The sequence below is a fragment of the Pseudomonas gingeri genome (genome assembly GCF_013386165.1).
GTDB classification, from domain to species: Bacteria; Pseudomonadota; Gammaproteobacteria; order Pseudomonadales; family Pseudomonadaceae; genus Aquipseudomonas; species Aquipseudomonas gingeri_C.
On the sequence record NZ_JACAOS010000030.1, the window covers coordinates 100791 to 120280 of the forward strand.

Here is a 19490-nt window from a genome sequence, read left to right on the forward strand (position 1 = left end):
AAAGGAGCGTGCATGAAAGGGCAGCGAACACACTGGGCGGTCGCCCTCGGCCTGACGGCGCTCTTGAGCGGATGCGGTCATGAGCAACCGCCCGCGCCCGAGCGCCCCCGGGTTTTCGTCGAGCAGGTACAGCCCAAGCGTTTCGGTGCCGCCGTGACCCTGACCGGCGATGTCCAGGCCCGTGTGCAGACCGACCTGTCGTTCCGCGTCGGCGGCAAGATCATCCAGCGCACTGTCGATGTCGGTGCGCGGATCTCGGCCAAACAGGTGCTCGCCAAGCTCGACCCCAAGGACCTGCAAACCAATGTCGACACCGCCCAGGCCGAGGTCAATGCCCAGCAGGCGCGGGTGCAGCAGACCAGCGCGGCCTTCGTCCGTCAGCAGAAACTCCTGCCCAAGGGTTATACCAGTCGCAGCGAATACGATTCGGCCCAGGCCGCCTTGCTGAGCAGCAAGAGCGCGCTCACCGCGGCCCAGGCGCAGTTGGCCAATGCCCGCGAACAGTTGAGCTACACCTCGTTGGTCGCCGAGGCGCCCGGGGTGATCACCGCCCGCCAGGCCGAGGTCGGGCAAGTGGTGCAGGCGACCATGCCGATCTTCAGCCTGGCCCGCGACGGTGAACGCGACGCGGTGTTCAACGTCTATGAATCGCTGCTGGTGGAGCCGCCCGGCGACCAGGTCATTACCGTGACCCTGCTCGACAACCCGAGCATCCAGGCCACGGGCAAGGTCCGTGAAGTGACCCCAGCGGTCTCCGCGCAAAGCGGCACCGTGCAGGTCAAGGTCGCCCTCGGCGCGCTGCCGGCCGGCATGGACCTGGGCTCGGTGGTCAGCGCCACCGTCACCGCTCCCGCCAAGGCGAGCATCGAACTGCCCTGGTCGGCCCTGACCAAGGACATCAGCGAGCCGGCCGTATGGCTGGTGGACGATGCGGGCAAGGCCAACCTGCACCGGGTCAAGGTCGGGCGCTACCTTACCGGTCACGTGATCATCAGCGATGGGCTCAAAGGCGGTGAGAAAGTGGTGATCGCCGGTGGCCAGTTGCTCCATCCGGACATGTTGGTGGAGATCGCCGAGCCGCCAGCGCAACCGGCCAAGGGAGCGCAGCCATGAAGCGTCTGTCACTGGTGTTGCTCGGCGGCCTCTTGCTGGCCGCCTGTTCCAAACCGGAGCCGCCTCCCGAGCCGGTGCGGCCGGTGCTGTTCGTCGAGGTCAAGCCGGCGCTGGAGCAGAGCCTCGGGCGTTTCGCCGGGAGCATCCAGGCGCGTTATGAAAGCACCCTGGGTTTCCGCGTCTCGGGACGCATTGCCCGGCGTTATGTGGATGTCGGCAGCGAAGTGGAGCAGGGCGCCTTGCTCGCCAGCCTCGACCCTACCGATCAACAGAACCAGTTGCGCGCCGCCGAAGGCGACCTGGCGCGGGTCCAGGCGCAGTGGATCAACACTCAGGCCAATGCCCGGCGCCAGCAGGAATTGTTCAACCGAGGCGTCGGCGCCCAGGCGCAACTGGACGTGGCCCAGACCGACCTGAAAACCACCAGCGCGTCCCTGGAACAGGCCAAGGCTTCCGTCAGTCAGGCCCGTGATCAGCTCGGCTACAGCGAACTGCACAGCGACCACGCGGCGGTGGTCACTGCCTGGAAAGCCGAGGCCGGCCAGGTGGTCAGCGCCGGCCAGCAAGTGGTGACCCTGGCGCGTCCCGATATCAAGGAAGCAGTCATTGACCTGCCGGCACCCCTGGCCGATCAGTTGAGCGAAGGCGTCGAGTTCCGCGTCGCCAGCCAGCTCGACCCCAGCGTCAACACCACCGCGCGTGTGCGGGAAATCGAACCCCAGGCCGATAGCGCCACCCGCACCCGACGTGCCCGCCTGACCCTGGCCGAGACCCCGGCGGCATTTCGCCTGGGCAGCTCCATCAGCGTCACCCTCAGTTCGGCTATCGAACCACGCACCCGCCTGCCCCTTTCGGCCCTGCTGGAAAGCGAGGGCAAGACGCGGGTCTGGGTCATCGACCCGCAGAGCCAGACCGTCGCGCTGCGTGAGGTCCAGGTGCTTAGCCGCGACGCCGACAGCCTGCTGCTGGCCTCCGGAGTCAAACCCGGCGAACGGGTGGTCAGTGCCGGGGTGAACAGCTTGAAACCGGGACAGAAAGTCAAAGTCGATGAGGAAAAAGCTCAATGAAAGGGTCCTTCAACCTGTCCGAATGGGCCCTCAAACACCAGTCGTTCGTCTGGTACCTGATGTTCGTCGCGCTGTTGATGGGGGTGTTCTCCTACATCAACCTGGGGCGTGAGGAGGATCCGTCGTTCACCATCAAGACTATGATCATCCAGACCAAATGGCCCGGCGCCACGGTGGATGACACCCTGGAGCAGGTCACCGACCGCATCGAGAAAAAACTCGAAGAACTCGACTCCCTGGACTACGTGAAGAGTTACACCCGGCCGGGCGAATCGACGGTGTTCGTGTTCCTGCGTGATACCACCAGCGGTAAGGACATTCCGCAGATCTGGTACCAGGTGCGCAAGAAGATCGACGATATTCGCGGCGACTTCCCCCAGGGCATCCAGGGGCCGGGGTTCAACGATGAGTTCGGCGATGTCTTCGGGTCTGTCTACGCCTTTACCAGCGACGGCCTGAGCATGCGCCAGCTGCGCGATTACGTGGAGCAGGTGCGGGCGCAGATCCGCGATGTGCCGGGGCTGGGCAAGATCCAGATGATCGGCGAGCAGGACGAAGTGCTCTACCTGAACTTCTCCACGCGCAAACTGGCGGCCCTGGGCATCGACCAGCGCCAGGTGGTGCAAAGCCTGCAATCGCAGAACGCGGTGACCCCGGCCGGGGTGATCGAGGCCGGGCCGGAACGGATTTCCGTGCGGGCTTCCGGGCAGTACGCCTCGGAGAAAGACCTGGAGGCGGTCAACCTCAAGCTCAATGACCGTTTCTACCGACTGGCGGACATCGCCGAGATCAGCCGCGGTTATGTCGACCCGCCGACCCCGCTGTTCCGCTACAACGGCCAGACCGCCATCGGCCTGGCCATCGCCATGAAGAAGGGCGGCAATATCCAGGACTTCGGCAAGAGCCTGCACGCGCGCATGGACAGCCTGACCGCCGAATTGCCGGTGGGCGTCGGCGTGCACAAGGTTTCCGACCAGGCCGAGGTGGTGGAAAAGGCCGTCGGTGGTTTCACCAGCGCTTTGTTCGAAGCGGTGATCATCGTCCTGGTGGTGAGCTTTATCGCCCTCGGCCTGCGTGCCGGGTTGGTGGTGGCCTGCTCGATCCCGCTGGTGCTGGCGATGGTCTTCGTATTTATGGAATACAGCGGCATCACCATGCAGCGGATCTCCCTTGGTGCGCTGATCATCGCCCTCGGCCTGCTGGTGGACGATGCGATGATCACCGTGGAAATGATGGTCACGCGTCTGGAGAAGGGCGACACCAAGGAGCAGGCGGCGACGTTCGCGTATACCTCGACGGCCTTTCCGATGCTCACCGGGACCCTGGTGACCGTGGCCGGTTTTGTGCCCATCGGCCTCAACGCCAGTTCCGCCGGGGAATACACCTTCACCCTGTTCGCGGTGATCGCCGTGGCGATGTTGGTGTCCTGGGTGGTCGCGGTGTTGTTCGCGCCGGTGATCGGCGTGCATATCCTCAGTGAAAAAGTGAAGGGTCACGACGGCGGGACGGGGCGGATTGCCCGGGTGTTCAACGCCGGCTTGCTCTGGTCGATGCGCCATCGCTGGTGGGCCATTGGCCTGACGGTACTGGTGTTTGCCTTGTCGGTGTTCTGCATGCGTTTTGTGCAGAACCAGTTCTTTCCGTCCTCGGACCGGCCGGAAATTCTCGTCGATCTCAACCTGCCGCAAAACGCCTCGATCAACGAGACACGCAAGGCCGTGGACAAGCTGGAGGCGAGCCTCAAGGACGACCCGGACATCCTGCGTTGGAGCAGTTACATCGGCGAGGGCGCGATCCGGTTCTACCTGCCCCTCGACCAGCAATTGCAGAACCCTTACTACGCGCAGCTGATCATCGTCAGCAAGAGCCTGGAGCAGCGCGCGGCGTTGATCCAGCGGCTGAACAAGCGTCTGCGCGAGGACTTCGTCGGGATCGGCAGCTTTGTCCAGACCCTGGAAATGGGTCCGCCGGTGGGGCGGCCGTTGCAGTACCGGGTCAGCGGCAAGGACATCGACCAGGTGCGCAAGCACGCCATCGAACTGGCGACCATCCTCGACAAGAACCCCAATGTCGGCGAAACCATCTATGACTGGAACGAGCCAGGCAAGGTGCTGCGCATCGATATCGCCCAGGACAAGGCGCGGCAGTTCGGCCTGTCGTCCGAGGACGTGGCAAGGCTGATGAACAGCATTGTCAGCGGTTCGCCGGTGACCCAGGTCAAGGACGATATCTACCTGATCAACGTGGTCGGGCGGGCGGTGGACAGTGAGCGGGGTACGCCGGAAACCTTGCAGAACCTGCAGATCGTCACGCCCAGCGGGGTGTCGATTCCATTGCTGGCGTTCGCCACGGTGCGCTATGAACTGGAGCAGCCGTTGGTCTGGCGGCGTGATCGCTTGCCGACGATTACCCTCAAGGCCGGGGTGCGTGGCAACTTGCAGCCGACCGATCTGGTCAAGCAGTTGAAGCCCGATATCGATCAGTTCGCTGCTGGCTTGCCGGCGGGTTACAAGGTGGTCACCGGCGGTACGGTGGAGGAAAGCGGCAAGGCCCAGGGCCCGATTGCCAAGGTGGTGCCGCTGATGTTGTTCCTCATGGCGACCTTCCTGATGATCCAGCTGCACAGCGTGCAGAAGATGTTCCTGGTGGCGAGCGTGGCGCCCCTGGGGCTGATCGGCGTGGTCCTGGCGTTGGTGCCGACGGGCACGCCGATGGGCTTTGTGGCGATTCTCGGGATTCTCGCGCTGATCGGCATCATCATTCGCAACTCGGTGATCCTGGTGACCCAGATCGACGAGTACGAACGCAATGGCTACGCGCCGTGGGATGCGGTGGTGGAGGCGACGGAGCATCGGCGTCGACCGATCTTGCTGACGGCGGCGGCGGCGAGTCTGGGGATGATCCCGATTGCCCGGGAAGTGTTCTGGGGGCCGATGGCCTACGCGATGATCGGCGGGATCGTGGTGGCGACGGTGCTGACGCTGATGTTCCTACCGGCGCTGTATGTGGCCTGGTACAAGATTCGCGAGCCGCGCAAAGAGGTGTAGCGAGTGCCCTGCACTCGTATCGCGAGCAAGCTCGCTCCTACAATGGTCTGGTCCACAAAACCTGTAGGAGCGAGCTTGCTCGCGATGCGACCGCAGGTCGCTTCTCGCCGGTTTATTCCGCTGTCGACGGTTTCTCCCACAAATTGATCCCGCCTTCCTGGGCAAAACGATCAATCTCCGCCAGCTCTTCCTGAGTGAAACTCAGGTTCTTCAACGCGCCGACGTTCTCGATAATCTGCTCCGGCCGGCTGGCGCCGATCAGTGCCGAAGTCACCCGTGGGTCGCGCAATGTCCAGGCCAAGGCCAATTGCGCCAGGCTCTGGCCACGGCGCTGGGCAATCTCATTCAAGGCCCGCACATGGGCGATGTTCGCTTCCGACAAGTGCGAGGCCTGCAACGAGCCGCCACCCGGACGGTTGACCCGCGCATCCTTCGGCACGCCATTGAGGTATTTGTCGGTCAGCAGACCCTGGGCCAACGGAGTAAAGGCAATCACCCCGGTACCCAGCTCTTCGACGGTGTCCAGCAGGTCCTTTTCCACCCAGCGATTGAGCAGGTTGTAGGCCGGTTGGTGGATCAGCAGCGGCACTTTCCACTCTTTCAGCAGCGCGGCGATTTCCCGGGTCTTCACCCCGGAATACGACGAGATACCGATATACAGCGCCTTGCCCTGCTGCACGGCGCTGGCCAGGGCGCTGGCGGTTTCTTCCAGTGGGGTGTCCGGGTCGAAGCGGTGCGAATAGAAGATATCCACATAGTCCAGGCCCAGGCGTTGCAGGCTCTGGTCGAGGCTGGCGAGCACGTATTTGCGCGAACCGCCGCCCTGGCCGTAAGGGCCGGGCCACATGTCCCAACCGGCCTTGCTGGAGATGATCAGCTCATCGCGGTACTGCTTGAAGTCTTCACGCAACAGGCGACCGAAGTTGATCTCGGCGCTGCCGTAGGGCGGGCCGTAGTTGTTCGCCAGGTCGAAGTGGTTGATGCCCAGGTCGAAGGCGGTGCGCAGCAGGGCACGCTGGGTGTCGATTGGCGTGCTGTCGCCGAAGTTGTGCCACAGGCCCAGGGACAGCGCCGGTAGCACCAGCCCGCTGCGTCCGACGCGGCGGTAGGGAATGGAGTCGTAGCGGTTTTCGGCAGCTTGGTAAGTCATCGAATCCTCTCTCATTGGGCAGTGACATCTTCTTTCGCGCGTACGACGTCATTGTTGTGGGGCGAAATGCCCAGCATACGCCGAGAAAAGCCCAAGCCAACCCTGGGCTCGAGCTATCGCTGAAACGTTTCATGTTTTTCCCGGATTGCGCCTTGGGTTTTCTCCGCACCCTGAGCGCACCCGGCTTGCACGATCAGCGACTATTCTTGGCGAGGAGCGATTGACATCCGAGAGGACCCTTGTTCCAGGTTTTTGAGTAGTACGATTTGATACATACCTGCTTACTTTTCCTCCGGCCTGAGTAACCCTTTTTTATTCAGTAAAATCTGGAAATATGGAAATTATTGGCTTCGTATGCATGCTACGTAGTACGAAATAGTACGGATTCGGGTGCTGAAAATAAGGTGGTTTTCTGCTGGAGGACGCCCGATCAGTGCGCTTTTTCAAAAATCTCGCTGATCCAGTCGACAAACACCCGCACCCTGGGTGACATCTGTCGGTTTTGTGGATAAAGCACCGAAACCGGCATGGGCGGCGGCGGGTGGTTCGGCAGGACCTCCTTGAGCAAGCCCTGACCGATCTGCTCGGCCACGCGGTAATGTGGCACCTGGATCAGCCCCAGCCCGGAGACCGCCGACGCGGCATAGATCTCCGCGCCAAATACCGAGACCCGGCCCGCCAGGGGCACTTCGCGCAACTCGCCAGCCTCGGTGAATTCGAACGGGAACAGCTTGCCGGTGGCTCTTGAAACGTAATTGATGCCCTGATGCCGGCTCAGGTCCGCGAGGCTCTGGGGTTCACCGTATTTGCGCAGGTACGCGGGGCTGGCGCAGGTCACCTGGCGCAGGTTGGCGACGCGCCGCCCGATCAGTGAGGAGTCGCCGAGATTGCCCGAACGCAGCACGCAATCCACGCCCTCGGCGATCAGGTCGATAAAGTGGCTGGCCTCGCTCATCGACACGTCGATGTCCGGGTAACGCTCGAGAAATGCCGGCAGCGCCGGGACCACGAAGTAGCGCGCCAGCGTGCCCTGCAGGTCCACCCGCAAACGGCCCTTGGGCGCCACCGAGCGAAACGCCAGTTCGGCCTCTTCCAGCTCCGCCAGCAACTGCACGCAACGTCGGTAATAGGCCTCGCCATCGAGGGTCGGCCGGACGCGGCGCGTACTACGCTCCAACAGCCGGGTGCCAAGCCAGGTCTCGAACTGATTCAGGGTATGGGTCAGGGTTGCGCGGGGCAGGTTCAGGTCTTCGGCGGCCAGGGTGAAGCTGCTGCGTTCGTAGATTCGTACAAAAACCTTCATGGCCTTGACCTGGTCCATGGGCGCTCCGCTGCGATTTATTGTTGGCGATTATTGAACAGTCAAGCCAACTATCGAGCATTTATCACCCTGGGTAAACATGTGAAATTGGCCCCACACCCAACGAACACCCCAGGAGATTCGATATGACTACCCAGAAAGTTGCCATCGTCACCGGCGCCTCGCGCGGCATCGGCGCGGTCATCGCCCGTCAGTTGGCGGCGCAAGGTTTTGCCGTCGCGATCAACTACGCCAGCAGCGCCAACGAGGCTTCGGCGCTGGTGGTGGAACTGCGTCAGGCCGGCCACAAAGCCATAGCGATCAAGGCCGATGTCGCCAGCTCCGCCGATGTTGCCCGTCTGTTCGATGAGACCGAGCAGCAACTGGGCAAGGTCGATGTGTTGGTCAACAACGCCGGGATCCTCAAGGTCTTGCCGTTGGCCCAGCACAGCGATGAACTGTTCGAGCAGACCTTCGCCATCAACACCCAGGGCACCTTCAACACCCTGCGTGAAGCGGCGACCCGGATGAATGACGGTGGCCGTATCGTCAATTTCTCCAGCAGCACCGTGGGCCTGAACCTGCCCGGTTATGCGGTGTACATCGCCAGCAAGGCGGCGGTGGAGTCCCTCACCCAGGTGTTTGCCAAGGAACTGCGCGGTCGCCAGATCACCGTCAATGCCGTGGCGCCTGGCCCGGTGGCAACTGAGCTGTTCCTGCACGGCAAGAGCGAGGAGCAGATCCAGACCTTCGCCAAGATGCCGCCGCTGGAACGTCTCGGTCAGCCGGAAGATATCGCCGACGTGGTGTCCTTCCTGGTCAGCCCGGCCGCGGCCTGGGTCAACGGCCAGATCCTGCGGGCCAACGGTGGTCTGGTCTGATCCACGCCTTTCCCCCTGAATGATCGCCCGGTTCGCGGGCGGTCTTGCTCCCCTGCGAATCCAAGGTGAACCTTCATGAAATCCGTGATCCTGATTACCGGCGCCTCCAGCGGCTTCGGTGCCCTCACTGCCCGCGCCCTGGCCGATGCCGGCCACACCGTCTACGCCAGCATGCGTGAAACCCTCGGCCGTAATGCGCCCCAGGTGGCTGAAGTGCAGCGTTACGCCGCCGCGCACTCGGTGGACCTGCGCAGTGTCGAACTGGACGTGGCGTCCAGCGAATCGGTCGAGGCCGGCGTGGCGCGGATTGTCGCCGACTGCGGGCGGCTGGATGTGGTTATCCACAACGCCGGGCATATGTCCTTTGGTCCGACCGAGGCCTTTACCCCGGAACAGTTCGCCCAGCTTTACGACATCAATGTGCTGAGTACCCAGCGGGTCAACCGTGCGGCCTTGCCACAACTGCGCAAGCAGGGCAAAGGCCTGGTGGTGTGGGTCTCCTCCAGCAGTGCTCGCGGTGGTACGCCGCCGTTCCTGGCACCGTATTTCGCGGCCAAGGCGGCGATGGACTCCCTGGCGGTGTCCTATGCCAGCGAGCTGGTGCGTTGGGGCGTGGAAACCTCGATCGTGGTTCCGGGAGCGTTTACCCAGGGCACCCACCATTTCCTGCATTCCGGCTCGCCCGCCGATCAGACGCGTGCGCTTGAATACACCGAGGGACCTTACGCCGGGGTCGCGGAGCAGGCGCTGCAAGGCCTTGCCGCGCTGGAGCCGGCAGATGCGGATGTTGGCGAGGTGGCTCGGGCGATTGTCGAGATTGTCGGCCTGCCCCAGGGTCGTCGGCCGTTCCGTTGCCATATCGACCCATCCCAGGATGGCGCCGAAGTGGTCAATGCCATGGCCGATCGGGTGCGCGCGGAGATGTTCCGACGGATCGGGCTGGAGGATCTGTTGCAGGTCGGCGGTCGCTGAAGGGGCGGGTTTCGATCTACAGTATCAGGAGGCATTACCCGCAACACCGCACCTCGGAGGATCCTCCATGCACACCGCGATCATCCTCGCCATCGGCCTGATCCTGCTCGGCGGCACGCTGTTCTTCGGCCAGCGCCTGGGCATCAGCCGACAGATCCTCGGTGTCGGCTTTCTCGGCATGTGGCTGCTGGCGACCCTCGTCAACGGCGCCATCGGGGTGATCACCGCCCACCAGAGTCTCCTGTCGGAGTTGATGATCGGGCTGGTGGTGTTCGGCCTGCCGGCCATCGCCATGGCCTTGTTCATGGTGCTGGACAAGGCCTGACGCGGCGTCTCAACGGACCAGATGGAGGAACTGCATATGCCGTTCGTACTGGTCGAGGATGTCGTTGATGATCTGCTCCTTGCTATAGCCCATCAGGTCATAGTCCTGGCTGCCTTCGCGCAGGTGCACTTCGGCGCGATAGTAGCGGCGGTTGCGCAACTCCTTCGGGCCCATGCCGCCACGGGCGAACGACGGTGTGAAGTAGCCGCGCATCTGCACCTGGTAGATGAACGGGTGCTGGTCACCATGGCCGATTTCCAGGCTGACGTTGTCATTCACCGGGTCTGGCTGCGTCACCACGTTCAGGCCCTTCTCGACAAATCCCGCGCTGACTTCCTCGATGGCCGGACGCACCGTCTGGTCGAGGAAGCGATAGACCTCGTCCCGCGACGGGAAGTGCACCGCCTGGCTCAGGCGCTGGCGCCAGCCGCTGCGCCGTGACTGGGACACCGGCGCCAGCGAGTGCAACTGGGCGATCTGTTTCTGCGATTCCAGATGGAACGCCTTGTGCAGCCCCCACATCATCAGCAGCAGAATCAACGAGAACGGCAGTGAGGTCAGCACCACCGCTGATTTCAGCGCATCGATGCTGCCGGAGAACAGCAGCGCGCTGGTGATCAGCGCGGTCATTGCGCCCCAGAACACCCGCAGCCATTTCGGCCCGTCTTCATCGGCATTGCCGCCACGGGCGGAGAGCGTCGAAAGCACCACGGTGCCGGAGTCGGCCGAGGTGACGAAAAATACGAAGCTGATGAACACCGTGATGGCGATCACCGTCTTGCTCCAGGGATAGGTTTCCAGCAGCAGGTACAGGGTCCGCGACGGGTCGTCGAGCGCCGATTGGCCGAGGGCGCTCATACCGTGGTTGAGCACCTGGTCGATGGCGCTGTTGCCAAAAATCGACATCCACGCCAGGGTGAAGCCCAGCGGGATCAGCAACACGCCGAAGACGAACTCGCGAATGGTCCGGCCACGGGAAATCCGTGCGATAAACAGGCCGACGAAGGGCGACCAGGCAATCCACCAGGCCCAATAGAACACCGTCCAGCCCCCCAGCCAGTCGCTCGGTTTGTCGTAGGCGTAAAGATCGAAGCTCTTGGTCGGCAGCGCGCCGAGGTAGTCGCCGAGGTTCTGGATCAAGGTGTTGAGCAGATGCTGGGTGGGCCCGGCGAAGAGCACGAAGAGCAGCAGCGCGCAGGCCAGCAGCATGTTGATGTCGGACATCACCCGCACGCCCTTGTCGACGCCGGCGACCGCGACGGCAATGGCCGCGCCCATCATCAGGCTGATCAGCCCGACCTGGACCCACTGGGTGTGGGGCACGTTGAACAGGTAGTCCAGGCCCGAGTTGAGGTGCAACACGCCAAAGCCCATGTCGGCCCCGAGGCCGAACACCGTGGCGATGATGCCGAAGCCGTCCACGGCGTAGCCGATGGGCCCGTTGATGCGTTTGCCAATCAGCGGGTACAGCGCCGAGCGCAGGGCCAGCGGCAGGTTGTGCCGGTAGGCGAAGTAGGCCAGGGCCATGCCGACGAAGGCGAACACGCCCCAGCCGTGCAGGCCCCAGTGCAGAAACAGGATCTGCATGGCCTGGCGCGCGGCGGCCTGGGTCCCGGCCTCGCCCTGGGGCGGTTGCAGCAGGTGGGTCAGGGGCTCGGAGACGCAGAAGAAGAACAGGGTGATGCTGATCCCGGCGGCGAACAGCATGCCGGCCCAGGACAGGTAGCTGAACTCGGGTTCGTCGTGGTCGGCACCGAGCTTGATCTTGCCGTAGCCGGACAAGGCGGTGACCACCACGAAGACCAGGTACAGGGTCATCGCCAGCATGTAGTACCAGCCGACCGTATTGGCCGCCCAGTTTTGCGCCGCCAGCAGCCATTGGCCGGCGGCTTCGGGCAGGGCGATGACCACCAGGCCGAACAGCAGGATGAAGCTTGCGGCGAAGTAGAACACCGGCGGGTTCATGCGGATCAGGCCGCTGGTGGAAAGGGGCGATGTGCTCATGCAGCGGGCACCTCGCGGGGGTGAAGCGTGGCTGAACAGCTCGGACTCAGCAAAGGCAAGCCTCCTGTTGTGAGCGGGCGGCGAACCGCCGGTTTAACTTGAACGAACGGTCAAGTTAAACACGGATGGGGCTTGTAGGACTAATCGCAGGGCTCGGTGGTACTTGTGTGGCGAGCGGGCTTGCCCGCGCTGGGGCGCGAAGCGGCCCCCAAACCGGTACTCGCGGTGTATCTGGCAGATCGCGATGGTAGGTTTTGCGACTGCTGCGCAGCCGAACGGGGGCAAGCCCCCTCGCCACAAGTCGAGATTCGTCCTGAAGGCTAGCGCTGTGCTCCTTCTTCATGCTGTTGCAGATTCGCCTGGGTCAGGTTGCAACCGGCCGGCACGCTGCGGGTCAGCCAGACATTGCCACCGATGGTGGCGCCGCGGCCGATGGTGATGCGCCCGAGGATGGTTGCCCCGGCGTAGATCACTACATCGTCCTCGACAATCGGGTGGCGCGGATGGCCCTTCTGCAACTGGCCGTCCTCGTCCGCCGGGAAGCGCTTGGCGCCCAGGGTCACCGCCTGGTAGATGCGCACCCGCTCGCCGATGATCGCGGTTTCGCCGATCACCACGCCCGTCCCATGGTCGATAAAAAAACTAGGCCCGATCTGCGCCCCGGGATGAATGTCGATTCCGGTGGCCGAGTGGGCGATTTCCGAACTGATCCGCGCCAGTAACGGCAACCCGGCCCTATACAGATGATGGGCCAGGCGGTGATGGATTACCGCGAGAATCCCCGGGTAGCAGAGCAACACTTCATCGACGCTGCGTGCCGCCGGGTCGCCGTGGTAGGCCGCGAGAACGTCGGTGTCGAGCACCCGACGCAGCCCCGGCAGGGCCATGGCGAAGTCCTGGATCAGTTGCACGGCTTTGCCCTGGACCTCGGCGTCCGACTCGCCACCATGCCGCGCCACGTAACGCAGCTCCAGGCGCGCCTGGGCCAGGAGGGCATTGAGGGCGGCGTCGAGGGTGTGGCCGACGTAGAAGTCCTCGCTTTCCTCGCGCAGGTCCACCGGCCCCAGGCGCATGGGAAACAACGCGCCGCAGAGCGATTCGAGAATCTCGGCCATGGCCTGGCGCGACGGCAGCTCGCGGCCACCCTGTTCGTCGCTGACCCGGCCATTACGGCTGCGCCACTCATCCCGGGCGCTGCGCAACTGGCCGACGATGCTCTGTAGTTGCCAATGGCTGGAACGCTCGCTCACGATCAAATCTCCGACGGGACGACCGACCCATCGGGTCGCCTGAATGACTTCCACTTTACGGCACCGACACAAATGGTCATTAAGAACGAATGGTGCTTTCCTAAGAACTTTCCGGCATAAGCGAATGACAGTTGCCTGGGGAAAAGCCCCTGCCTATAGTCCTGGCATCTCCTACAGCCAGCTCGGACCCATGATCAAACAACAGCTTGCCCGTTTTAACCGTCTGGAACTCCTGGCCCAGGCCACGCCTCTGGAAAAGCTCGAACGCCTGTCGGCGTGGGTGGGGCGTGATATCTACATCAAGCGCGATGACCTGACGCCCCTGGCCCTCGGTGGCAACAAGCTGCGCAAGCTGGAATACCTGGGGGCCGACGCCCTCGCGGTCGGCGCCGACACGCTGGTCACCGCCGGCGCCATCCAGTCCAACCATGTGCGCCAGACCGCGGCCCTGGCGGCCCGTCTCGGCCTGGGCTGCGTGGCCCTGCTGGAAAATCCCATCGGTACCGCGGACGCCAACTACCTGGGCAACGGCAACCGCTTGTTGCTCGACCTGTTCGATGCCCGGGTCGAGCTGGTGGACAACCTGGACAATGCCGACGAGCAGTTGCAGGCCCTGGCCGAGCGCCTGCGCAGCAACGGCAAGAAGCCGTATCTGGTGCCGATCGGTGGTTCCAACGCCCTGGGCGCGCTGGGTTATGTCCGCGCCGGCTTCGAGCTGGCGGCGCAGATTGAAGACAGCGGGCTGGAATTTGCCGCCGTGGTGCTGGCGTCCGGCAGTGCCGGGACCCACAGCGGCCTGGGGTTGGCCTTGAGCGAAGCGCTGCCGGGTTTGCCGGTGGTTGGCGTGACGGTGTCGCGCAGCGACGAGGCGCAGCGGCCCAAGGTGCAGGGGTTGGCCGAGCGCACGGCCGAATTGCTCGAGGTGCCGGTACCGGCCAGCTTCAAGGTCGAACTCTGGGACGAATATTTCGCCCCGCGTTATGGCGAGCCGAACGCCGGGACCCTGGCGGCGGTCAAGCTGCTGGCGAGCCAGGAAGGCATCCTGCTCGACCCGGTCTACACCGGCAAGGCCATGGCCGGGCTGCTCGACGGCATCGGTCGCCAGCGTTTCGAGGATGGGCCGATCATCTTCTTGCACACCGGTGGCGCACCGGCGTTGTTTGCCTACAACGCTGTGCTCTAGTCCGATTTGTGGGGCCCGGCTTGCCGGCGCTGGCGGCCGGATGAGCGTCGCAAGGCTTGCTGGCCTCATCGCTGGCAAGCCAGCTCCCACAGAAGCGCAGAGGTGAGACGCTGACCTATGGGAGCTCGGCTCCTGCAGGAAGCGGGCTAGTCCGACACCAATCGGGACAGCAATAGGTAATAAAATAGAATATACAAATAGTTTTTTATTATTTTATAGAATATAAGGCGCTCGTTATAGTAACGGCGCAGGCGAATTGGCGCGAGACGCCAACGCCACTTTAAGGCAGGATTGACGCTGCGCTTCAGCGCGTCAGATTCGCGTTCCCTCCCATAAGAAAACACTCGGGGCTCGTCATGAATATTTCCGCATTTCGCAAGCGTCTGCTGGTCGGCAGCCTGGGCTTGGTACTCGGCGCCGGCCTGCTCGGCCAGGCCTTTGCCGGTGAGCAACTGGACAACATCAAGAAGGCCGGCGTCATCAACGTCGGCTTGGAAGGCACCTACCCGCCGTTCAGCTTCGTCGGTGCCGACGGCAAGCTGGCCGGCTTCGAGGTCGAGTTCTCCGACGCCCTGGCGGCAAAGCTGGGTGTGAAGGTCAAGCTGCAACCGACCAAGTGGGACGGGATTCTCGCGGCCCTGGAGTCCAAGCGCCTGGACGCTGTGATCAACCAGGTGACCATCTCCGAAGAGCGCAAGAAGAAGTATGACTTCTCCGAGCCTTATACCGTTTCCGGTATCCAGGCACTGGTGCAGAAGAAGGACGCCGACAAGTTCAAGACCGCCCAGGATCTGGCGGGCCACAAGGTCGGCGTGGGCCTGGGCACCAACTATGAACAATGGCTCAAGGACAATGTGCCAAAAGCCGTTATCAAGACCTATGACGATGATCCGACCAAGTACCAGGACCTGCGTGTAGGCCGTATCGACGCGATTCTGGTGGACCGTCTGGCGGCCTTCGAGCTGATCAAGAAGACCAACGATACCCTGGCCGTCTCCGGTGAGCCGTTCTCCCGTCAGGAAGCCGGCGTGACCCTGCGCAAAGGCGAACCCGAGTTGCTGGCCGCGGTGAACAAGGCCATCGACGAACTGCGCGCCGACGGCACCTTGAAGAAGCTGTCGGAAAAATACTTCAACGCTGACGTCACTCAATAATGGAAGCAGCTTTTCAGCTTGCGTTGGACTCCGCGCCCTTTCTGCTCCAGGGCGCGTACTACACGGTCATCCTCAGCCTGGGTGGAATGTTCTTCGGTTTGCTGCTGGGCTTCGGCCTGGCCTTGATGCGCCTGTCGCGCTTCAAGACGGTGAACTGGATCGCCAGGGTCTATGTGTCGTTCTTTCGCGGCACACCCCTGTTGGTCCAGCTGTTCGTGATCTATTACGGACTGCCGCAGATGGGCATCGAGTTGGACCCGCTGCCCGCCGCGTTGATCGGCTTCTCGCTGAACATGGCGGCGTACGCCTGTGAAATCCTGCGGGCCGCCATCAGCTCCATCGAGCGTGGCCAGTGGGAAGCGGCGGCGAGTATCGGCATGTCGCGGGCGCAGACCCTGCGCCGGGCGATCCTGCCGCAAGCTGCGCGCACAGCCTTGCCGCCGTTGGGCAACAGTTTCATTTCCCTGGTCAAGGACACGGCGTTGGCCGCGACCATCCAGGTTCCGGAACTGTTCCGCCAGGCCCAGTTGATTACGGCCCGGACCTTTGAAATTTTCACCATGTATCTTGCCGCCGCCCTGATCTATTGGGTCCTTGCCAGCCTGCTCGCACACTTGCAGAACCGTCTGGAAGAGCGGGTCAATCGGCATGACCAGGAGTCTTGACAGCATGATTGTGGTTGAAAAACTGACCAAGCAATTCAAAGGGCAGACCGTGCTCAACGGCATCGACCTGAAGGTCGAGACCGGCGAGGTGATCGCGATCATCGGTCCCAGCGGTTCCGGCAAGACCACCTTCCTGCGTTGCCTGAACTTCCTCGAAGAACCCTCCAGCGGCCGGATCAAGGTCGGCGACATCGAAATCGATAGCAGTCGCCCGCTGAACCAGCAACTGGGCCTGGTGCGCAAGTTGCGCCAGCAGGTCGGTTTCGTGTTCCAGAACTTCAACCTGTTTCCCCACCGCACGGCGCTGGAAAATGTCATCGAAGGCCCGCTGGTGGTCAAGAAGACGCCGCGTGACCAGGCGCTTGTCCTGGGCCGCAAGCTGCTGGCCAAGGTTGGCCTGGCGGGCAAGGAAGACTCCTATCCACGCAGGCTTTCCGGTGGTCAGCAACAACGGGTAGCGATTGCCCGGGCGCTGGCGATGGAGCCGCAAGTGATCCTGTTCGATGAGCCAACCTCGGCCCTCGACCCGGAACTGGTGGGCGAAGTGCTGGCAACCATTCGTGGCCTGGCCGAAGAAAAACGCACCATGGTCATCGTCACCCACGAAATGGGTTTTGCCCGGGATGTCGCCAATCGGGTGATCTTTTTCGACAAGGGCGTGATCGTCGAACAAGGTGAAGCCAAGGCGTTGTTCGCTAATCCCAAGGAAGAGCGCACCCGGCAGTTCCTAAGTAAGTTTCTCGGTAATACGTAGGGCACTTCCCAACCAAGTCAGGCGTACTCAGGGAATGAGTACGACGGTGTTGAAAAGTTGTTTATCGCGTTTCAGGTCATCGGTGTTTATGACCGCCTTTCTTCTGCTTCTTCTTTCACTCTAACGACTGCGAAAGTAGGAAGTGTCTTGATTCCCGGGCGATCCTCGCCATGACCGCTTAATGGCTTGACACCTTCCCGGCAAAACTCTTAGCTGCACTTCACAACCTGCACGACGTTATCAGGACCGTATGGAAGTTTCGGCCAACTGTATGCCGGGCTGCGTGTGTGCCTTCCAGAGTTTGTGACGGTAAGGACACCTATTGAGGTTCAAAGACAACGGTTGTTTATGCGGCCCAGGCCTGCGCCTGCACGTTGGACTTTTCGTCACCCTACAAAAAGGATTTTTGCATGACTCATTTTCAGGAAAACCTGTGGCTGGCTCCGCCTGTCGTTCCCCAGGCCCATGGGCGTGGTATTGGCCTGTTGGCCGCCGCGCAGTTGTCGATTGTCATCCGGCCCTATGTCGGCATGGATGAGGGCGACCTGATCGAGTTGTTCTGGGACGGTTGTTATGTCACGGCCCGGCAGGTGTCGGCCAGTGATGTGGGCCAGTCGCTGAGTTTGCGGGTGCCGGAGAGTTTTGTCCTGGACGGGCTGGCGCGGGTCCACTATCGAGTCTTGCGGGTGGGCAGTGCCGGCGCCTGTTCGCGTCGGCTCGAGGTACCGGTCAAGCTCGCGTGTCCGGGGGGCCAGCCCTTTGGTGAGGAAAACCAGGGACTGGCGCCGCTGATCATTCCCGCGCCGATCCAGCGCTACGGGGTCAACCCCAGCCAGATGCGCCGAGGCGTGCCGCTGACCCTGGAGCCCTACCTGAACATGGCCGTCGAGGACGAGATCACCTTGCTCTGGGGCGATGTACGCCTCGACCTGCCCAAGCTCGCGGGCGAGGACATCGGCAAGCCGGTCCGGGTCTTCGTGCCCCCGGCGGTGATCCAGGAAGCCGGTGAAGACAGCGGCCTGGATCTGACCTACTGCGTGATCGACCGGGTCGGCAACAACTCCCGTTGGGCACCGGCGAGGCGCCTCAGGGTTGGCAGCGCCCGGCATTACATCAGAACCCCGCGCCCGGTTTTTCCCACGCTCGCCCAACCCTGCCGGGGTTGAGAGGTTGGCCTTCTATACATATTCCCAAAGGTTAGTTTATTTAATTTTTATACGCGCTTAGGGTATATGCACCGGACCACCGGACTTGTTTGATTTCGATGGCATCGCGCTTTTGCGATGCTTCCAAAGAGAGATGAGGACGGTATGGTCAGGAACACAATCACCCTTGTGCGGATCGCCAGGGCATTGCGCACGCCACGGAGTGGCGATGATGTCTAACTTGCATGAAGCACAGGTCCAGAGCGACCAGGATATTGCCCCGCTGTTGTTGCCGGTCCGTGTGCTGCGCAACGACGCCGAAGCCCTGCAGGCCGCCCGTGAGTTGGCCGAGGTTGCCCGTGCGCAGGCAGCGCGCCGTGACCGTCAACGCAAGTTGCCGTGGGCCGAGATCGAGCAGTTCACCCGCAGCGGCCTGGGCAGCATCACGATTGCCCGTGAGTACGGCGGGCCGCAGGTTTCCTTTGTCACTGTGGCCGAGGTTTTCGCGATTATTTCCGCTGCCGATCCGGCCCTCGGGCAGATCCCGCAGAATCAATTCGGCATCCTGCAGTTGCTCCAGGGCACCGCCACCGAACGCCAGAAAAAGCAGCTGTTCCAGAGCGTGCTGGAAGGCTGGCGCATCGGTAATGCGGGGCCGGAGCGCGGCACGAAAAACACCCTGGAGCTGAAGACCCGGATCACCGCCGATGGCGATGGTTTTGTCATCAGCGGCCAGAAGTTCTATTCCACTGGCGCCCTGTTTGCCCACTGGGTGGCGGTCAAGGCGATCAACGACGAAGGGCGGCAGGTCATGGCCTTCGTCCGTCGCGGTACGCCGGGCTTGCGCATCGTCGACGACTGGTCGGGCTTCGGTCAGCGCACCACCGCCAGCGGCAGCGTGTTGCTGGACAAGGTGCGGGTGGAGGTGGAAGACGTCGTCGACAACTGGCGCCAGGGCGAGGTACCGAATATCCAGGGCGCCTACTCGCAATTGATCCAGGCCGCCATCGACGCGGGCATCGCCCGTGGGGCCATCGACGACAGCATCGCCTTTGTCCGCGAGCGTTCGCGGCCGTGGGTCGACGCCAAGGTCGAGCGCGCCAGTGACGACCTCTACGTGATTGCCGATATCGGCAAATTGAAAATCGAACTGCACGCCGCCGAGGCGCTGTTGCGCAAGGCCGGGCAGGTCCTCGACCAGGTCAGCGCCGGTCCCGTGGATGCGGCCGCCGCGGCCCGGGCCTCGATTGCCGTGGCCGAGGCCAAGGTGCTCACCACTGAAATCGCCTTGCTGGCCAGCGAGAAGCTGTTCGAGCTGGCCGGCAGCCGCGCCACCCTGGCCGAATTCAACCTCGACCGGCACTGGCGCAACGCCCGGGTGCATACCCTGCACGACCCGGTGCGCTGGAAATACCACGCCGTGGGCGCCTATCACCTGAACGGCAGTTTGCCGGCCCGGCATTCCTGGATTTGACGACCA

General features: G+C 62.8%; 16 protein-coding genes. 12 read left to right on the plus strand and 4 right to left on the minus strand.

Annotation, left to right across the window (positions count from 1 at the left end):
* The first annotated feature begins 12 nt into the window (after positions 1-12).
* Genes HX866_RS32430 through HX866_RS32440 form a run of 3 tightly spaced genes read left to right on the plus strand, consistent with a single transcriptional unit; the run spans position 13 to position 5227 of the window.
* On the plus strand, positions 13-1113 hold the full coding sequence (locus HX866_RS32430) for an efflux RND transporter periplasmic adaptor subunit (protein WP_177091143.1): 1101 nt from the start codon (positions 13-15) through the stop codon (positions 1111-1113).
* A complete protein-coding gene (locus HX866_RS32435; RefSeq protein WP_177124100.1) occupies positions 1110-2180 on the plus strand; it encodes an efflux RND transporter periplasmic adaptor subunit in 1071 nt (356 codons plus the stop codon). The genes HX866_RS32430 and HX866_RS32435 overlap by 4 nt, the downstream gene beginning before the upstream one ends.
* Positions 2177-5227 (plus strand): efflux RND transporter permease subunit, encoded by a 3051-nt coding sequence (locus HX866_RS32440; RefSeq protein ID WP_177141142.1) that lies wholly within the window; start codon positions 2177-2179, stop codon positions 5225-5227. The genes HX866_RS32435 and HX866_RS32440 overlap by 4 nt, the downstream gene beginning before the upstream one ends.
* A 112-nt stretch (positions 5228-5339) precedes the next feature.
* On the opposite strand, the gene mgrA is transcribed toward HX866_RS32440, so the two are convergent.
* Both mgrA and HX866_RS32450 read right to left on the minus strand, forming a co-directional pair.
* On the minus strand, positions 5340-6377 hold the full coding sequence (gene mgrA, locus HX866_RS32445; RefSeq protein WP_177124102.1) for an L-glyceraldehyde 3-phosphate reductase: 1038 nt from the start codon (positions 6375-6377) through the stop codon (positions 5340-5342).
* Between the two features lie 430 nt (positions 6378-6807).
* Positions 6808-7698, minus strand: coding sequence for a LysR family transcriptional regulator (locus HX866_RS32450; RefSeq protein ID WP_177141143.1), 891 nt, complete (start codon positions 7696-7698; stop codon positions 6808-6810).
* Between the two features lie 125 nt (positions 7699-7823).
* Between HX866_RS32450 and HX866_RS32455 the strand changes: the two genes are divergently transcribed.
* The 3 genes from HX866_RS32455 to HX866_RS32465 all read left to right on the plus strand — a co-directional run bounded on the left by HX866_RS32455 (position 7824) and on the right by HX866_RS32465 (position 9855).
* Positions 7824-8558, plus strand: coding sequence for an SDR family oxidoreductase (locus HX866_RS32455; RefSeq protein WP_177091133.1), 735 nt, complete (start codon positions 7824-7826; stop codon positions 8556-8558).
* A gap of 75 nt (positions 8559-8633) precedes the next feature.
* Positions 8634-9530: an SDR family oxidoreductase gene (locus tag HX866_RS32460; protein WP_177141144.1), complete on the plus strand. Its 897-nt coding sequence runs from the start codon at positions 8634-8636 to the stop codon at positions 9528-9530.
* Positions 9531-9597: 67 nt separating this feature from the next.
* Positions 9598-9855 carry a hypothetical protein gene (locus tag HX866_RS32465; RefSeq protein WP_177141145.1) on the plus strand — a complete coding sequence of 86 codons (258 nt, stop codon included), beginning with the start codon at positions 9598-9600 and terminating at the stop codon, positions 9853-9855.
* Between the two features lie 9 nt (positions 9856-9864).
* Here the strand turns inward: HX866_RS32465 and betT are convergent, their stop codons facing one another.
* Positions 9865-11820 (minus strand): choline transporter BetT, encoded by a 1956-nt coding sequence (betT, locus tag HX866_RS32470; protein WP_177099511.1) that lies wholly within the window; start codon positions 11818-11820, stop codon positions 9865-9867.
* Between the two features lie 359 nt (positions 11821-12179).
* A complete protein-coding gene (gene epsC, locus HX866_RS32475; RefSeq protein WP_177091127.1) occupies positions 12180-13109 on the minus strand; it encodes a serine O-acetyltransferase EpsC in 930 nt (309 codons plus the stop codon).
* A gap of 190 nt (positions 13110-13299) precedes the next feature.
* Here epsC and HX866_RS32480 point away from each other — a divergent pair, with 190 nt between their 5' ends.
* From HX866_RS32480 to HX866_RS32505, 6 genes are all read left to right on the plus strand, one after another.
* Entirely contained in the window at positions 13300-14292 is a 993-nt protein-coding gene (locus HX866_RS32480) for a D-cysteine desulfhydrase (RefSeq protein WP_177141146.1), read from the plus strand.
* Between the two features lie 356 nt (positions 14293-14648).
* The gene (gene tcyJ / locus HX866_RS32485) at positions 14649-15446 is read left to right on the plus strand and encodes a cystine ABC transporter substrate-binding protein (RefSeq protein ID WP_177124105.1); all 798 of its coding nucleotides are present in this window, start codon (positions 14649-14651) and stop codon (positions 15444-15446) included.
* Positions 15446-16111, plus strand: a complete 666-nt coding sequence (tcyL, locus tag HX866_RS32490) for a cystine ABC transporter permease (protein WP_121135886.1) — start codon at positions 15446-15448, stop codon at positions 16109-16111. Before tcyJ ends, tcyL begins: the two co-directional genes overlap by 1 nt.
* Positions 16112-16115: 4 nt before the next feature.
* Positions 16116-16865 carry an L-cystine ABC transporter ATP-binding protein TcyN gene (gene tcyN, locus HX866_RS32495; RefSeq protein WP_177141147.1) on the plus strand — a complete coding sequence of 250 codons (750 nt, stop codon included), beginning with the start codon at positions 16116-16118 and terminating at the stop codon, positions 16863-16865.
* Between the two features lie 410 nt (positions 16866-17275).
* A complete protein-coding gene (locus HX866_RS32500; protein ID WP_177141148.1) occupies positions 17276-18031 on the plus strand; it encodes a hypothetical protein in 756 nt (251 codons plus the stop codon).
* Positions 18032-18242: 211 nt separating this feature from the next.
* Entirely contained in the window at positions 18243-19484 is a 1242-nt protein-coding gene (locus tag HX866_RS32505; RefSeq protein ID WP_177141149.1) for an SfnB family sulfur acquisition oxidoreductase, read from the plus strand.
* Positions 19485-19490: the final 6 nt, after the last annotated feature.

Bases quoted from the DNA above. Each gene is read 5' to 3' on its own strand.
- HX866_RS32430 (WP_177091143.1), top strand. From the start codon at position 13: ATGAAAGGGCAGCGAACACACTGGGCGGTCGCCCTCGGCCTGACGGCG.
- HX866_RS32435 (WP_177124100.1), top strand. From the start codon at position 1,110: ATGAAGCGTCTGTCACTGGTGTTGCTCGGCGGCCTCTTGCTGGCCGCC.
- HX866_RS32440 (WP_177141142.1), top strand. From the start codon at position 2,177: ATGAAAGGGTCCTTCAACCTGTCCGAATGGGCCCTCAAACACCAGTCG.
- mgrA (WP_177124102.1), bottom strand. From the start codon at position 6,377: ATGACTTACCAAGCTGCCGAAAACCGCTACGACTCCATTCCCTACCGC.
- HX866_RS32450 (WP_177141143.1), bottom strand. From the start codon at position 7,698: ATGGACCAGGTCAAGGCCATGAAGGTTTTTGTACGAATCTACGAACGC.
- HX866_RS32455 (WP_177091133.1), top strand. From the start codon at position 7,824: ATGACTACCCAGAAAGTTGCCATCGTCACCGGCGCCTCGCGCGGCATC.
- HX866_RS32460 (WP_177141144.1), top strand. From the start codon at position 8,634: ATGAAATCCGTGATCCTGATTACCGGCGCCTCCAGCGGCTTCGGTGCC.
- HX866_RS32465 (WP_177141145.1), top strand. From the start codon at position 9,598: ATGCACACCGCGATCATCCTCGCCATCGGCCTGATCCTGCTCGGCGGC.
- betT (WP_177099511.1), bottom strand. From the start codon at position 11,820: ATGAACCCGCCGGTGTTCTACTTCGCCGCAAGCTTCATCCTGCTGTTC.
- HX866_RS32480 (WP_177141146.1), top strand. From the start codon at position 13,300: ATGATCAAACAACAGCTTGCCCGTTTTAACCGTCTGGAACTCCTGGCC.
- tcyJ (WP_177124105.1), top strand. From the start codon at position 14,649: ATGAATATTTCCGCATTTCGCAAGCGTCTGCTGGTCGGCAGCCTGGGC.
- tcyL (WP_121135886.1), top strand. From the start codon at position 15,446: ATGGAAGCAGCTTTTCAGCTTGCGTTGGACTCCGCGCCCTTTCTGCTC.
- tcyN (WP_177141147.1), top strand. From the start codon at position 16,116: ATGATTGTGGTTGAAAAACTGACCAAGCAATTCAAAGGGCAGACCGTG.
- HX866_RS32500 (WP_177141148.1), top strand. From the start codon at position 17,276: ATGACTCATTTTCAGGAAAACCTGTGGCTGGCTCCGCCTGTCGTTCCC.
- HX866_RS32505 (WP_177141149.1), top strand. From the start codon at position 18,243: ATGTCTAACTTGCATGAAGCACAGGTCCAGAGCGACCAGGATATTGCC.